The organism is Pseudomonas sp. TSO6, from assembly GCF_056098905.1.
In genome coordinates this window covers 23,741-38,694 of sequence record NZ_JBLZWV010000068.1, presented here as the reverse complement: position 1 = coordinate 38,694, position 14,954 = coordinate 23,741, and the positions used below count along the sequence as shown (strand labels likewise).

At 62.4% G+C, this 14,954-nt stretch carries 12 protein-coding genes and 1 other RNA gene; 5 read left to right on the top strand and 8 right to left on the bottom strand.

The window, feature by feature from the left end; all coding sequences use genetic code 11:
* Positions 1-71 precede the first annotated feature (71 nt).
* The 5 genes from ssrA to ACN6NG_RS26275 all read right to left on the bottom strand — a co-directional run bounded on the left by ssrA (position 72) and on the right by ACN6NG_RS26275 (position 6,943).
* Positions 72-470: a transfer-messenger RNA gene (gene ssrA / locus ACN6NG_RS26295) on the bottom strand.
* 99 nt (positions 471-569) lie between these two features.
* Positions 570-860, bottom strand: coding sequence for a hypothetical protein (locus ACN6NG_RS26290; protein WP_023047600.1), 291 nt, complete (start codon positions 858-860; stop codon positions 570-572).
* A 317-nt stretch (positions 861-1,177) separates the two neighbouring features.
* A complete protein-coding gene (locus tag ACN6NG_RS26285; RefSeq protein WP_474316942.1) occupies positions 1,178-3,988 on the bottom strand; it encodes an FAD-binding and (Fe-S)-binding domain-containing protein in 2,811 nt (936 codons plus the stop codon).
* A gap of 75 nt (positions 3,989-4,063) precedes the next feature.
* A complete protein-coding gene (gene lldD, locus ACN6NG_RS26280) occupies positions 4,064-5,209 on the bottom strand; it encodes an FMN-dependent L-lactate dehydrogenase LldD (RefSeq protein ID WP_043202589.1) in 1,146 nt (381 codons plus the stop codon).
* A gap of 63 nt (positions 5,210-5,272) precedes the next feature.
* Positions 5,273-6,943, bottom strand: coding sequence for a lactate permease LctP family transporter (locus ACN6NG_RS26275; protein ID WP_016489185.1), 1,671 nt, complete (start codon positions 6,941-6,943; stop codon positions 5,273-5,275).
* A 255-nt stretch (positions 6,944-7,198) separates the two neighbouring features.
* Here ACN6NG_RS26275 and ACN6NG_RS26270 point away from each other — a divergent pair, with 255 nt between their 5' ends.
* On the top strand, positions 7,199-7,966 hold the full coding sequence (locus ACN6NG_RS26270) for an FCD domain-containing protein (protein WP_016501656.1): 768 nt from the start codon (positions 7,199-7,201) through the stop codon (positions 7,964-7,966).
* A 123-nt stretch (positions 7,967-8,089) separates the two neighbouring features.
* Here ACN6NG_RS26270 and smpB read toward each other — a convergent pair whose 3' ends face one another.
* On the bottom strand, positions 8,090-8,572 hold the full coding sequence (gene smpB, locus ACN6NG_RS26265) for an SsrA-binding protein SmpB (protein ID WP_016489183.1): 483 nt from the start codon (positions 8,570-8,572) through the stop codon (positions 8,090-8,092).
* A 163-nt stretch (positions 8,573-8,735) separates the two neighbouring features.
* Between smpB and ACN6NG_RS26260 the strand changes: the two genes are divergently transcribed.
* Positions 8,736-9,170: a type II toxin-antitoxin system RatA family toxin gene (locus tag ACN6NG_RS26260; RefSeq protein WP_016501654.1), complete on the top strand. Its 435-nt coding sequence runs from the start codon at positions 8,736-8,738 to the stop codon at positions 9,168-9,170.
* Positions 9,171-9,233: 63 nt separating this feature from the next.
* Here ACN6NG_RS26260 and ACN6NG_RS26255 read toward each other — a convergent pair whose 3' ends face one another.
* On the bottom strand, positions 9,234-9,770 hold the full coding sequence (locus ACN6NG_RS26255) for an outer membrane protein assembly factor BamE (protein WP_016501653.1): 537 nt from the start codon (positions 9,768-9,770) through the stop codon (positions 9,234-9,236).
* 97 nt (positions 9,771-9,867) lie between these two features.
* Here ACN6NG_RS26255 and fur point away from each other — a divergent pair, with 97 nt between their 5' ends.
* Complete coding sequence (gene fur / locus ACN6NG_RS26250; RefSeq protein WP_003249922.1) at positions 9,868-10,272, top strand: ferric iron uptake transcriptional regulator; 405 nt, start codon at positions 9,868-9,870, stop codon at positions 10,270-10,272.
* Positions 10,273-10,468: 196 nt separating this feature from the next.
* Here fur and recN read toward each other — a convergent pair whose 3' ends face one another.
* Positions 10,469-12,142: a DNA repair protein RecN gene (recN, locus tag ACN6NG_RS26245; RefSeq protein ID WP_474316938.1), complete on the bottom strand. Its 1,674-nt coding sequence runs from the start codon at positions 12,140-12,142 to the stop codon at positions 10,469-10,471.
* A 193-nt stretch (positions 12,143-12,335) separates the two neighbouring features.
* Here recN and grpE point away from each other — a divergent pair, with 193 nt between their 5' ends.
* Both grpE and dnaK read left to right on the top strand, forming a co-directional pair.
* Positions 12,336-12,893 (top strand): nucleotide exchange factor GrpE, encoded by a 558-nt coding sequence (grpE, locus tag ACN6NG_RS26240; protein ID WP_063422832.1) that lies wholly within the window; start codon positions 12,336-12,338, stop codon positions 12,891-12,893.
* 101 nt (positions 12,894-12,994) lie between these two features.
* Positions 12,995-14,920 carry a molecular chaperone DnaK gene (gene dnaK / locus ACN6NG_RS26235; protein WP_063422833.1) on the top strand — a complete coding sequence of 642 codons (1,926 nt, stop codon included), beginning with the start codon at positions 12,995-12,997 and terminating at the stop codon, positions 14,918-14,920.
* Positions 14,921-14,954 lie beyond the last annotated feature (34 nt).

Sequence of the window (14,954 nt, the reverse complement as noted above, 5' to 3'; positions counted from 1 at the left end):
CTGTAACTCATTGATTTCACAGGGTAACAGGCACAAAAAAAGACGTCCGTGGACGTCTTTGTTTGATCATTTGGTGGAGCCGGGGGGATTTGAACCCCCGTCCGCCAGTACTCCGCTGTCGGTACTACATGCGTAGCCGTGTCTATTGATTTAATCCGCAGCCGCCCGACGGGCAGGGTGCTTTGGATGAGTTGTGTAAGTTTTAGTCACTTCGCCCACAACGTGCTACGCGACGATCCTGTTCTGTATGACAATCAGTTCGGGTTTACAGGCATCCCCTAGTGATTGCTGGAGCCGAAGCTACCAGAAGCAACGGGTCAAGAGGACTGCTTACGCAGCCAGCTTGTACTCCGCGCCGTAGTTTTCGTCATTGGCAACTATAAAAGTTGCAACAGTGGATTTACGAGTTCTGTTACCAACTCGGCATGCACCTAGAGTTTCGCTACCGGCGTCGAATCCTAATCGGCCCCACACTAGCGTTACGCTAACGCACCTTACGGCACGTGGGATGGAGTATACGCCATTGCGCGGGCGACGTCGACAGCCGGTCCTGTCGCCCGCTTCATGGCTCACGCGCCGCCGCTGCCGGAGCCGCTGCCTTTCTCGGTTTTCTCCAGGCGCTCCAGCACTTTGCTGGTGATGGCGATGCATTCCTTGGTGTCGCCCGAGGCCTGGGCGGCTTTGGCTTTGTCCACCTGCTCGGTCAGGGCCTTGTCCAGGCCTTCGGAGGTGGCGCCGGCGGTGGCCATGCTGTCGTCGATCTTTTGCAGGTTGGTGTTGCAGAGGTCATCGGCGGCGAACACCGGCGAAGCCAGCAGGGTGGCGGCCGCGAACAGGGCCGAAAGCGCGGTACCTTTCATGGGTGTCTCCTCTGGGGCCTCTGGAAGGTGGGCCTGTAGGGTGGACTGTGGCGGATTGGCGGGGGTTCAATCGGGATGGTGGCGGGGTGATGTTGGGGTGGGGGATGGCACCGGCTTTGCCGGTGTTCGCGGCTGAAGCCGCTCCTACGGGGATCGTGCTTGGCTCGGGGGTGCGCTGTACCTGTGGGGGCGGCCTTGTGTCGCGAAAGGGCTGCAGAGCAGCCCCGGGGATCTATGCATCGCTGCTGAGAACCTGGGGCCGCTTTGCGGCCCGATCGCGACACAAGGCCGCTCCTACAAGGTGAGGGTGTCTGCCTTTAGATGCTGCGTGGGCGGGTGACGCGGTCTACCAGGTAGACCAGGCCGTGGTAGTCGATGCCGCTGTGGCTCGACAGGCCTATCTCGCAGGTGCGGCTGGTGGAGATGCCTTCGCTGCAATACTGCACGGCATCCTTCAGGCTGCGCAGCGAGTGGGCGTTGAGCTCGGGGGTGGTGAAGCCTTTGTCACCGGCAAACCCGCAGCAATGGATGCCTTCGGGGATTACCACCTGTTTGCTGCAACGCCGCGCCAGGTCGATCAAGGCCTGGCTTTCGCCCAGGTGTTGGGTGCTGCAGGTCACGTGCACGGCTACCGGCTCGTCCTGGGGGGTGAACTCCAGGCGGTCGAGCAGGTGGGTGCGGATGAAGCGCACGGGGTCGTAGAGGTCCAGCCGGGTTTCGCCCAGGTCTTGCACCAGGCGCAGGGTGCAGGGGCTGGTGTCGCAGTAGATCGGGTCAAGGCCGCCGCGGCTGGCGTGCAGCAGGGCAGCGATCAGCTCCTGGCGCTTGTGCTCGGCCTGTTCGGGGTAACCCTTGGAGGCGAAGGGCTGGCCGCAGCACAGGCTGTCGGCGTTGTCGGGGAACACCACCTGGTAACCGGCCTTTTTCAGCAGGGCGCGGGTTTTGTCCAGCAGCGAGCTTTGCTCGCGGTCGGCATAGGCCGGGCCCATCACCCGTGAAACGCAGGCGGCCAGGTACACCACGCGGGGGCGGGCGTCGTGGCTGGCCGGGCCGAAGCTGATCGGGCGCAGGGGTTGTGGCATGGCCGGGGTCCACTGGGGCAGGCGGCCTTTGCTGGCTTTGCTCAGCGAGGCGCTCAGGCGGCCCAGGCGCGGGGCGCCGAGCAGCTTGCGTGCAGTGTTGGCGGCTGTGAGGGTAAGGCGGGCGCCACCCAATACGGTGTGGAAGTGCTCGGCCAGCCAGTCGGCGGTCTTGTTGTGCTCGGCGGCCTGGCTGCGCAGCTTTTTCACCAGCTCGCCGGTGTTGATACCGACCGGGCAGCGCTGGGCGCACAGACCGGTGGCTGCGCAGGTGTCGAGGCCTTGGTACTGGTAGGTGCGGCGCAGTTCGCGGGTATCGATGCCGGCGCGTTGCTTGGCCTGGATATCACGCCACATGACGATGCGCTGGCGCGGGCTGAGGGTAAGCCCCTTGGACGGGCACACCGGTTCGCAGAAGCCGCATTCGATGCACTTGTCGACGATTTCGTCGGCGGCTGGCAGCGGCTTGAGGTTTTTCAGGTGGATGTCGGGGTCTTCGCTCAGCACCACGTCGGGGTTGAGGATGCCGTTGGGGTCGAGCAGGCGCTTGAGCTTCCACATCAGTTGGTAGGCGTCATGGCCCCATTCCAGTTCCACGAACGGTGCCATGTTGCGCCCGGTGCCGTGCTCGGCTTTCAACGAGCCGCCGAACTCCACCGCCACCAGTTGCGCCACGTCGTCCATGAACGCCTGGTAACGGGCGACTTCCGCGGCGCTGTTGAAGCCTTGGGTGAAGACGAAATGCAGGTTGCCTTCCAGCGCATGGCCAAAAATGATCGCTTCGTCGTAGCGGTGCTTGTCGAACAGCAGGATCAGGCGGTTGACGCCTTCGGCCAGTTGCTCGACGGGGAAGGTCACGTCTTCGATGATCACCGTGGTGCCGGTCTGGCGCACGGCGCCGACGGCGGGGAAGGTGTCCTTGCGGATTTTCCACAGCTGGTTGTACACGGCTGGGTCTTCGCTGAAGTCCACTTGCTGTTCCAGCGGGAAGTCGGCAATCGAGGCCATCACCTGGCGCAGTTGCTCGTGCAGCAGGCTCTGGCTGGCAGCGCGGGACTCGATCAGCAGGGCGCAGGCATTGTCCGACAGGCCTTTTACCCACAGCGGCATGCCGGGCATGTTCTGCACCGAGCGCAGGCTGCGGCGGTCGAGCAGTTCCACGGCCGAGACTGGCTGCTGCTTGAGCACGGGCACCGCGCGGCAGCAGCTTTCGACGCTGGGGAACACCAGCAAGGCGCTGGCCTTGTGCGGGTGGTCGGGCACGGTGTCGTAGGTGACGGCGCTGATGAAGCCCAGCGTGCCTTCGGAACCGACCAGCAGGTGCTGCAGGATGTCCAGCGGCTGGTCGTAGTCCATCAGTGCGTTCAGCGACAGGCCGGTGGTGTTCTTCAGCCGGTATTTGTGCCGGATGCGCTCGGCCAGCGCGGTGTTGGCGCGGGTCTCGCTGGCCAGGCGGGCCAGCGATTCCAGCAGCTCGGCGTGGCTGCTTTCAAAGGCGGCGACGCTGGCCGGGTCTTCGCTGTCGAGGCGGGTGCCGTCGGCCAGCACCAGGCGCAGGCCGGCCAAGGTGTGGTAGGTGTTCTGCGCGGTGCCGCAGCACATGCCGCTGGCGTTGTTGGCAACGATGCCGCCAATCTTGCAGGCGTTGATCGACGCCGGGTCGGGGCCGATCTTGCGCCCGAAGGGGGCCAGCCAGGCGTTGGCCTGGGCGCCGATCACGCCCGGTTGCAGGCGGATCTGCTCGCCCTGGCCACGGATTTCGCGGCCGTTCCAGTTATCGCCGAGCACTATCAGCACCGAGTCGGTGATGGCCTGGCCAGACAGGCTGGTGCCGGCTGCGCGGAAGGTGACCGGCACCCGCTCGCGCTGGGCCAGTTTGATCAGGCCGACCACTTCGTCCTCGGACTCGACGCGCACCACCAGCTTTGGGATCAGCCGGTAGAAGCTGGCGTCGGTGCCGAAGGCCAGGGTGGACGTGGGGTCGTCGAAGCGGCGTTCGGCGGGTATCAGGCGCTCGGCATCACGCAGGAACGCGGCGGGCAAGCTCATGCAGTCTCCTCGCGGGGCCGTGGCGTCTGTGCGCCACATGCCCCGGGTCAATCAGGCAGTGTTTCTGGCAGGCGGTCAGGCGCCCAGTTCGCGTACCAGCGAGTCGCGGGTGATCTCGCTGATCGACTTGGCGCCGGTCAGCACCATCGCCACGCGCATTTCCTTCTCGAACAGCTCCAGCAGGTTCTTCACCCCGGCCTCGCCGTGCACGGCAAGGGCGTAGAGGAAGGCGCGGCCGATCAGTACGGTGTCGGCGCCCAGGGCGATCATGCGCACCACGTCGAGGCCACTGCGTATGCCGGAGTCGGCCAGAATTTTCAGGTCGCCTTTGACGGCGTCGGCAATGGCCGGCAGGGCGCGGGCGCTGGACAGCACGCCATCGAGCTGGCGGCCGCCGTGGTTGGACACCACGATGCCGTCGGCGCCGAACTTGACCGCATCGCGGGCGTCATCGGCATCCAGAATGCCCTTGATGATCATCGGGCCGTCCCAGTACTCACGGATCCACTCCAGGTCTTTCCAGGAGATGGACGGGTCGAAGTTGTTGCCCAGCCAGCCGATGTAGTCGGCCAGGCCCGTGGGGTTGCCGCGGTACTTGGAGATGTTGCCCAGGTCGTGCGGGCGGCCCATCACGCCGACATCCCACGCCCACTCGGGGTGGGTCATGGCTTGCAGCACACGGCGCAGCGGGCCGTTGCGGCCGCTCATGCCCGAGTGGGCATCGCGGTAGCGGGCGCCGGGTACGGGCATGTCGACGGTGAACACCAGGGTTTTGACCCCGGCGGCCTTGGCCCGCTCCAGGGCGTTGCGCATGAAGCCGCGGTCCTTGAGCACGTACAGCTGGAACCACATCGGCCGGTTGATCGCCGGGGCCACTTCTTCGATCGGGCACACCGACACGGTAGACATGGTGAACGGGATGCCATGGGCCGCGGCTGCACGCGCCGCCTGCACTTCGCCGCGGCGCGCGTACATGCCGGTGAGGCCGACCGGGGCCAAGGCCACCGGCATGCTCAGGGTTTCGTCGAACAGCTTTGTTTCCAGGCTGAGTTCGGACATGTTGTTCAGCACGCGCTGGCGCAGGGCAATGCCGGCCAGGTCCGACACGTTGTGGCGCAGGGTGTGCTCGGCGTAGGCGCCGCCGTCGGCGTAGTGGAACAGGAAGGGAGGCAGCTTGCGTTGGGCCGCGGCGCGATAGTCGGTAGAGGCAGAAATGATCATGGATTCTCGCAGCGTTGCTTGTGGGGAGTGCCGGGCGCGCAATGGCGCCCGGCCCCTTTCACTTTAGTGATGAACCAGCATGCCGGTCAGCCAGTAAGCCTGCACCAAGGTGATCAGGCCGACGATGGTGGCAAAGAACAGGCTGTGCTTGACGGTGAAGCGGAACAGGTCGGATTCCTTGCCCACCAGGCCGGTGGCGGCGCAGGCCACGGCGATGGACTGTGGCGAGATCATCTTGCCGGTCACGCCGCCACTGGTGTTGGCTGCTACCAGCAGGGTGTCGTTGACGCCGATCTGGTGTGCGGTAGTGGCCTGCAGCGAGCTGAACAGGGCGTTGGACGAGGTGTCCGAGCCGGTCAGGAACACGCCCAGCCAGCCAAGGAACGGCGAGAAGAACGGGAACGCGGCGCCGGTGCCGGCCAGTACCAGGGCCATGGTCGAGGACATGCCCGAGTAGTTGGTGACGAAGGCGAAGGCCAGCACCATGCCGATCGACAGGATGGGCCAGCGAAGCTCCCAGAAGGTCTCCTTGAAAGTGGTCAGACCAGTTTTGAAGTTGATCTTCAGCACTGCCATGGAGATCAGCGCCGAGAGGAAGATTGCGGTGCCGGTGGCAGAGATCGGGTCGAGCTTGAACACCGCTGGCATGGCGGTTGGCGCGGCTACGATCGGTGCGGTCTTGATCACCAACTGGTCGAGGTGCGGGATGGCGAAGTTGAACACGAAGTTGTACATCGCACCGCCCGGGGCGAACGCTGCCTTGAACGGCTTCAGGGTCCAGATGGTGACCAGTACGGTCAGGATCAGGAACGGCGACCAGGCCTTGAAGATTTCACCAAAGCTGTAAGGGCTAGGCTGGCTGCCACTTGGCTGCACAACGGCTGCGCCGACGCTGCCTTTGGCTTCGCTGAACGAACGCTTTGGCTGCCAGACTTTCAGGAACAGGGTAAGGCAGATCAGGCTGGCCAGCGCCGAGGTGATGTCGGGCAGCTCAGGGCCGATGAAGTTCGAAGTGAAGTACTGGGTGACGGCGAAGCTCAGGCCTGCGACCAGGGCGGCAGGCCAGGTTTCTTTCACGCCGCGCAGGCCGTCCATCATGAACACCAGCCAGAACGGCACGAACAACGACAGCAGCGGCAGCTGGCGGCCGGTCATGGCGCCGATGTGGAAGGCGTCGATGCCGGTGACCTGGCCGGCCACGATGATCGGGATGCCCAGGGCGCCGAAGGCCACGGGTGCGGTGTTGGCGATCAGGCACAGGCCGGCGGCGTACAGCGGGTTGAAGCCCAGGCCCACCAGCAGTGCGGCAGTGATTGCCACGGGGGCGCCGAAGCCCGCCGCGCCTTCCAGGAAGGCACCGAAGCAGAAGCCGATCAGCAGCACTTGCAGGCGCTGGTCGTCGGTAATCGACAGCACCGAGCTGCGGATCACTTCGAACTGGCCGCTTTTGACCGTAAGTTTGTACAGGAACACCGCGGCAACGATGATCCAGGCAATCGGCCAGAGGCCGTAGAGGAACCCATAACCCGCGGCAGCGAGGGCCATGTCGACAGGCATCTGGAAGGCAAAGATCGCCACCAGGATCGACAGCGCGAGGGTGATGCTGCCCGCTACGTGGCCTTTCAGGCGGAACACGGCGAGGGCAAGGAAGAAGAACACGATAGGGATGACTGCCGCCAGTGCGGACAGGCCAAGACTACCAAGCGGGCTATAGAGTTGTTGCCAGGTTTGCATATGGGGTGGCCCCTAATTGTTGTTGGTCAGCACTGGCATTGGATAATTGGTAAGACCAATTTACAATGGCTGGTCGCTAGGTTAAAAGCGCTGTCGTGGGTGTGTCAATTTGTCCTGTGCAAAACTTTGGTCGCGTGCCGATGAGCGGGCGCCTGATGCGCTGGCAAAATCGCGGCTTGATGGGTGTTTGCGCGGCCTGGATCGGCGAGAATAGGCGCCCCCTGAAATCTGCCGGGGGTTTGTGGAGAGCATGTGATGGTTTTTGATCAGGTCCGCCAACGGCGCCTGTCCGACGACATTGTCGATCGGTTGGAAGGGATGATTCTGGAAGGCACGCTGACCTCAGGGCAGCGGCTGCCGGCCGAGCGCGCCCTCGCCGAGCAGTTCGGCGTGTCCCGCCCGTCACTGCGTGAGGCGATCCAGAAACTGGTGGCCAAGGGGCTGCTGGTCAGCCGCCAGGGTGGGGGCAACTTTGTTGCAGAGTCACTGGGTTCTACGTTTAGCGACCCGCTGCTGCAGTTGCTCGAGCACAGTGCCGAGGCGCAGCGCGACCTGCTTGAATTTCGCCATACCCTGGAGGCGTCGTGTGCCTATTACGCCGCCCAGCGTGCCACCGAGCCGGACCGGGCACGCCTGAAGGCGGCCTTCGATGCGTTGCAGGACTGCTACACCCGGGTCGATGAAGTCACTCGGGCGGAGGAGGGTGTGGCCGATGCGCGTTTCCACCTGGCGATTGCCGAGGCCAGCCATAACGCGGTGCTGCTGCACACCATTCGTGGTTTGTTCGACCTGCTCAAGCGCAACGTTGTGACCAATATTGGTGGCATGTACCAGCAACGCACCGAAACCCGGGACATGCTGATCAGTCAGCACCGGGAGCTGTACCTGGCGATTGTCGAGGGCAGGGCGGAGGATGCGCGGGAGGTGTCCAGCCGGCACATTCTGTATGTGCAGGAGGTGCTGCAAGAGGCACACGAAGAGGCGCAGCGGGTGGCGCGGGCAGAGCGGCGCAGCGGGCGCTGAGATCGGTGCTGGATTATTCGCGGGCACGCCCGCTCCCACAGGATGGGCGCCGGGCTTGAACCTGGCCTGATACCTGTGGGGGCGGGCGTGCCCGCGAAGAGGCCGGAACAGGCTAAAGACCGATTAGTCTTCCTTGCCCTTGTTCCGCACAACCCGCTGCAGCTCGCGGTTGGAATCGCGTTCGCGCACGGTGTCGCGCTTGTCGAATTCCTTCTTGCCCTTGCCCAGTGCAATTTCGCACTTGATCAGGTGCTTGCTCCAGTACAGCGACAACGCCACGCAGGTGTAGCCCTTTTGCGCTACAGCCGCTTCCAGCCGCTCGAGCTCGCGCTTGTTCAGCAGCAGCTTGCGGGTGCGGATAGGGTCGGCGATGACGTGGGTGCTGGCGGTGGTCAGCGGGGTGATGTGGCTGCCGAACAGCCAGGCCTCACCGTCCTTGAGCAGCACGTAACTGTCAACGAGGTGCGCCTTGCCAGCTCGCAGGCTTTTTACTTCCCAGCCGGACAGGACCAGCCCGGCCTCGAACTTGTGTTCGATGAAGTAATCGTGTCGCGCTTTTTTATTTTGCGCGATGGTCCCGGTCGGATGTTTTTTTTGCTTAGCCATAGGGGCGGCATTATAGGCAAGTCCGCGCGTCGTCCGCTATGGGATTTCGGTGTGCTTGAGCCACCGGAATGAATACCGGACAATACCAACCCTGTCATACGCACAGAACCTGTTTTCGGCACGCTGCGAAGCGCCGCCACCCAGCCTTGGAAGTGACGCCTGGATGACTACCCATATTCAACGCTCCGCCCTGCTGCCATACCCCGCCCAGGCGCTCTATGATCTGGTCAACGATGTGGCCAGCTACCCAGAGTTTCTGCCGTGGTGCTCGGCCTCGACGGTGATCGACGCCAGCGACACGCACATGCACGCCAAGCTCGAGGTGGCCAAGGGCGGCATGAGCCAGTACTTCGTCACGCGTAACGTGCTGGTGCCGGGCCAGTCTATCGAGATGAACCTTGAGGAAGGGCCGTTCACGCAGCTGCATGGCGTGTGGGTGTTCAAGCCACTGGGTGAAAAGGCCTGCAAGATCAGCCTGGACCTGTCCTTCGATTATGCCGGGCCGATTGTGCGTGCCACGCTGGGCCCGCTGTTCAATCAGGCGGCCAACACGCTGGTCGATGCGTTCTGCCAGCGTGCCAAGCAATTGCATGCCTGACGGATAAGGCGCAAACAAAAAGCCCGGACCAGGTCCGGGCTTTTTTGCGACTGCTGTTCCCGCTTAGCGGGTTTCCAGCGGAGCCGGCGTCGGGACCGGGGTGGTCTCGATGGTGTCGATTTCGCGCTGGATGGATTCTTCCACCGAGCCTGGCTTGGCTGGTTTTTCTTCAGGCTGAGCTGCTGGCTGCGCTGTCTGGCCTGGCTCGGTGGCCGGGCTGACTGTGGTGTCGCTGCTGCCCCCCAGGATTTCCTGGTCGCGGCTCACGCCTGGCATGAAGTCGCCCGACAAGCTGACCAGTTGGTCGCTCTCGTTGAAGAAGATGCTCATGCGCTCTTGCTGGCGTTTACCACCACCAGGCTGCAGGCTGTACAGGTAATCCCAACGGTTGGTGTGGAAGGTATCCTGAATCAGCGGGTTGCCCATGATAAACCTTACTTGCCGGCGGGTCATTCCCGGGCGTAATTGGTCTATCATGTCCTGCGTGACGACATTGCCCTGCTGGATGTCGATTTTGTAAACCCCGGGAAACGAGCAACCGGCGAGTGCGAGCAGTCCCACTAGGGTGAGGCTGGTTAGCAAGAGCTTGGTGTTTTGCATCGGTGGGCGACTTCCACTATCTTGGCTGGACAACGTAAACCCCGATCATACCCGTATTAAGAGAAGCTGCGAAGCAGCATCGGCGAGAAAGCTGACCATGGTTGAAAATAGCGAATTACGCAAAGCCGGTCTCAAGGTGACCCTGCCTCGAGTCAAGATCCTTCAGATGCTCGATTCCACCGAGCAGCGTCACATGAGTGCCGAGGATGTTTACAAGGCACTGATGGAAGCAGGCGAGGACGTAGGCCTGGCCACCGTCTATCGCGTACTGACCCAGTTCGAAGCAGCGGGTCTGGTGGTTCGCCACAACTTCGACGGCGGCCACGCAGTGTTCGAGCTGGCCGATGGCGGTCACCACGACCATATGGTGAACGTGGATACCAGTGAAGTTATCGAATTCATGGATGCCGAAATCGAGAAGCGCCAGCGCGAAATCGTAGCCGAGCATGGCTTCGAGCTGGTGGACCACAATCTGGTCCTGTATGTGCGTAAGAAGAAGTAACGATTTTTTATCGTTATGAATGACAAAGGCGACCTTCGGGTCGCCTTTGTGCTTTCTGCTTCGGGCAGATTAATTGCGTTGCCTGCACTGGCCCTATCGCCGGCAAGCCAGCTCCCACAGGTACAGCACATATTTCAGGTCCTGTGATCACCCTGTGGGAGCTGGCTTGCCGGCGATAGGGCCAGTCCAGATAACATCAAGCCTTGCCAGAAACCACCATCTTGCGCGCATGCGCCAAGGACTCCTTGGTCAGATCAATGCCGCCGAGCATCCGCGCCACTTCTTCTACCCGCTCACGCTTGCCCAGGCTGGCCACGGCGGTGTGGGTGGTGTCGCTGTTGCGCACCTTGTGCACAAACAGGTGGTGATGCCCTTGCGCCGCAACCTGTGGCAGGTGAGTCACGGTCAGCACCTGGCCGCGCTCGCCCAGGCGGCGCAACAACTGGCCGACAATTTCGGCAGTAGGGCCGCCGATACCCACATCGACTTCGTCGAACACCAGGGTAGGAATGCGCGATGTCTGCGCGGTAATCACCTGGATCGCCAGGCTGATACGTGACAGTTCGCCACCCGAAGCTACCTTGGCCAGGCCCTTGAGCGGTTGGCCGGGGTTGGCGCTGACCAGCAGTTCGATCTGCTCCAGGCCATGCGGTGACAGGTCTGCGCCCTCGGTGGGCGTCAGCTCGATGCGGAAGCGCCCGCCGGGCATGCCCAGGCGCTGGATTTCCTGCTCGACGGCGCCCGCCAGTTGCTGGGCGGCTTGCTGGCGCAGGGCGCTGAGTTCACGGGCCCGCTCTTTATAATGCTGTGCGAAAGCAGCCAGTTCTTCGCCCAGCCGCTCGATCGACTCGTCACTGGCGTTCAGGCCTTCGATTTCTTCCATCAATTGTTGCTGCAGGTGGGGCAGTTCGGTGGGGTGCACCCGGTGTTTGCGCGCCAACGTATAGATGGTGTCCAGGCGTTCTTCCAAAGCCTGCAGGCGCATCGGGTCGGCGTCGAAGTTGTCGAGGAAGCGGTTGAGCTCGCCCACGGCTTCTTCTACCTGGATCTGCGCGCTGGCAATCAGGTTGGCGGCCTCGCCCAGGGCCTTGGGCGAGTGGGTGGCAGCGCCCAGCCGGTTGAGGCTGGTGGTGAGGGCGCTAAGCACGTTGCCCGAATCGCTTTCGCTGCACTGGTCGATCACCTGGCGGCAGATGCCGAACAGCGCTTCGGCGCTGGTCAGGTTCTTGTGTTCCTGCTCCAACTGCTCTAGTTCGTTTTCACCCAGGCCCAGGTTGTCCAGCTCTTCCAGTTGATAGCTGAGCAACTGATGGCGGGCACGCTGCTCGTCACCTGAATTGGACAGCCGCTCGCGCTCCAGGCGGGTCTGGTTCCAGCGTTTGGCCGCCAGATGCACCTGGCGGGCCAGGTCGACGGCGCCGGCGTACTCGTCGAGCAGGCGGCGGTGGGTGTCGGTTTTCAGCAGCGACTGGTGTTCGTGCTGGCTGTGGATATCGATCAGCAGCTCGCCCAGCGCCTTGAGGTCGCCCAGCGGGCACGGCGTGCCGTTGATGTAGCCGCGGCTACGGCCTTCGGCGGTGATGCCCCGACGCAGTATGCACAGCCCATCGTTGGCCAGGTCGCGTTCGGCCAGCCAGGCGTGGGCCTCGGGGATGTCTACCAGGTCGAAGGTGGCGAGGATGTCTGCCTTGTCGGTGCCAGGGCGCACCACGCCACTGTCGGCCCGGTCGCCCAGGGCCAGGCCGAGGGCGTCGAGCATGATCGATTTGCCGGCACCGGTCTCGCCCGTGATGACGGACATGCCGCGGGCAATTTCGAGGTCGAGGTGCTCGACGATGGCGTAGTTGTGAATGGACAGGTGCACCAGCATGAGGGGCGGCTCCCGAAAGTCAGGTCTGGTTATTTATACAGTACTTTTTTCAGGCCTGCCAATGCCCCTTGGCAGATTCTGTTGCAACCCGGAAAACCACCTTGCCCCTTGAAGCTGGTTTTTCCGGCCCCATATAGCCGACATCACAGGCGAGCCTGGCTCGCAGTCCACAAAATTGCGCAGGAGAGACCCCATGGCTGATGAACAGCTGAACGAGAAAGACCTTAACGTGGAAGAAACCGGTGCAGGCACTGCAGCTGACACCCGTGTTCTGGAGCTCGAGGAACAGCTGGCCGCAGCCAAGGACCAGGCGCTGCGCGCCGTTGCCGACGTGCAGAACGTGCGCCGTCGTGCCGAGCAGGATGTCGAGAAAGCCCACAAGTTCGCCCTGGAAAAGTTCTCCAACGACTTGCTGCCGGTGATCGACAGCCTGGAACTGGCCCTGGCGCACTCCAATGACGAAGATGAGCAGGTCAAGGCCATCCGCGAAGGCGTCAAACTGACCCTCAAGATGTTCCAGGACACCCTCAAGCGCTACAACCTCGAAGTCGTCGATCCGCACGGTGAACCGTTCAACCCTGAGCATCACCAGGCGATGGCCATGCAGGAAAGCGCCGATGTCGAGCCGAATAGCGTGCTGAATGTGTTCCAGAAGGGTTACCTGCTGAACGGCCGTCTGCTGCGCCCCGCCATGGTGGTGGTCAGCAAGGCGCCGAGCGCGGCGCAACCCTCGATCAATGAAAAGGCTTGAAATCCGTCGGGGCAACCCCATCTAGGTGTCAAGCCTTCAAGTATTACCGCAGTTGGCCAAAGTAGTCGCTGCTACCAAATTCAAGTTTCGGGAGAGTTAACATGGGCAAAATCATCGGTATCGACCTGGGGACCACCAACTCGTGTGTCTCCATCCTGGAAAACGGTAACGTCAAAGTCATCGAAAACGCCGAAGGTGCGCGTACCACCCCTTCGATCGTGGCCTACGCCAACGATGGCGAAATCCTGGTAGGTCAGTCGGCCAAGCGCCAGGCTGTTACCAACCCGCACAACACCCTGTTCGCGGTAAAACGCCTGATCGGCCGCCGCTTTGAAGAGCCGGTCGTGCAGAAAGACATCGAACTGGTTCCGTACAAAATCGCCAAGGCTGACAACGGTGACGCCTGGGTTGAAGTGAACGGCCAGAAAATGGCACCGCCGCAAATCAGCGCCGAAGTGCTGAAAAAGATGAAGAAAACTGCCGAAGACTACCTCGGCGAGCCAGTTACCGAAGCGGTCATCACCGTTCCGGCCTACTTCAACGACAGCCAGCGTCAGGCGACCAAAGACGCCGGCCGCATCGCCGGTCTGGACGTGAAGCGCATCATCAACGAACCGACCGCTGCTGCGCTGGCCTACGGCATGGACAAGGCCAAGGGCGACCACACTGTCATCGTTTATGACCTGGGTGGCGGTACCTTCGACGTATCGGTCATCGAAATCGCCGAAGTCGACGGTGAGCACCAGTTCGAAGTACTGGCTACCAACGGCGACACCTTCCTGGGTGGCGAAGACTTCGACATGCTGCTGATCGACTACCTGGTCGAAGAGTTCAAGAAAGAGTCCGGCATGAACCTGAAGGGCGACCCTCTGGCCATGCAGCGCCTGAAGGAAGCGGCCGAGAAGGCCAAGATCGAGCTGTCGTCTGCTCAGTCGACCGACGTCAACCTGCCGTACATCACTGCAGATGCCACCGGTCCTAAGCACCTGAACGTGAAAATCTCCCGCGCCAAGCTGGAGTCGCTGGTTGAAGAGCTGGTAAAGCGCACCATCGAGCCTTGCCGTATCGCCCTGAAAGATGCCGGCATCGACGCCAGCAAGATCGACGACGTGATCCTGGTCGGTGGCCAGACCCGTATGCCGCTGGTGCAGAAAACTGTTGCCGATTTCTTCGGTAAAGAAGCGCGCAAGGACGTCAACCCGGACGAAGCCGTTGCCATGGGCGCCGCCATCCAGGCTGCTGTTCTGGCCGGCGACGTGAAAGACGTGCTGCTGCTGGACGTCAGCCCGCTGACCCTGGGTATTGAAACCATGGGCGGCGTGATGACTGCGCTGATCGAGAAGAACACCACCATTCCGACCAAGAAGTCGCAGGTGTTCTCGACTGCCGACGATAACCAGGGCGCCGTGACCATTCACGTGCTGCAAGGTGAGCGTAAGCAGGCCGCGCAGAACAAATCGCTGGGCAAGTTCGATCTGGCTGACATTCCGCCAGCACCACGTGGCGTTCCACAGATCGAAGTAACCTTCGACATCGACGCCAACGGCATCCTGCACGTAGGCGCGAAAGACAAGGCTACTGGCAAGACTCAGTCGATCGTGATCAAGGCCAACTCCGGCCTGTCGGACGAAGAGATCGAGCGCATGGTGCGTGACGCCGAGGCCAACGCCGAGGAAGACCGCAAGTTCGAAGAGCTGGCCGCTGCCCGTAACCAGGGTGACGCGCTGGTGCACTCGACCCGCAAGATGGTCGCTGACGCAGGTGACAAGGTCACCGCTGAAGAGAAGACTGCCATCGAAGCGGCCGTGGTTGCCCTGGAAGCCGCCGTCAAAGGCGACGACAAGGCTGCCATCGATGCCAAGGTCGAAGAGCTGTCCAAGGTCTCTGCCCCGGTTGCCCAGAAGATGTACGCCGAGCAGTCGGCCGAACAGCCTCAGGGTGGCGCGCAGCAGGCCGAGCCGGAAGCCAAGCACGATGACGTGGTTGACGCCGAGTTCGAAGAAGTAAAAGGCGACGACAAGAAGTAATCGTTGCATGTTGTCGGCCAGTTCACCGCCGTTT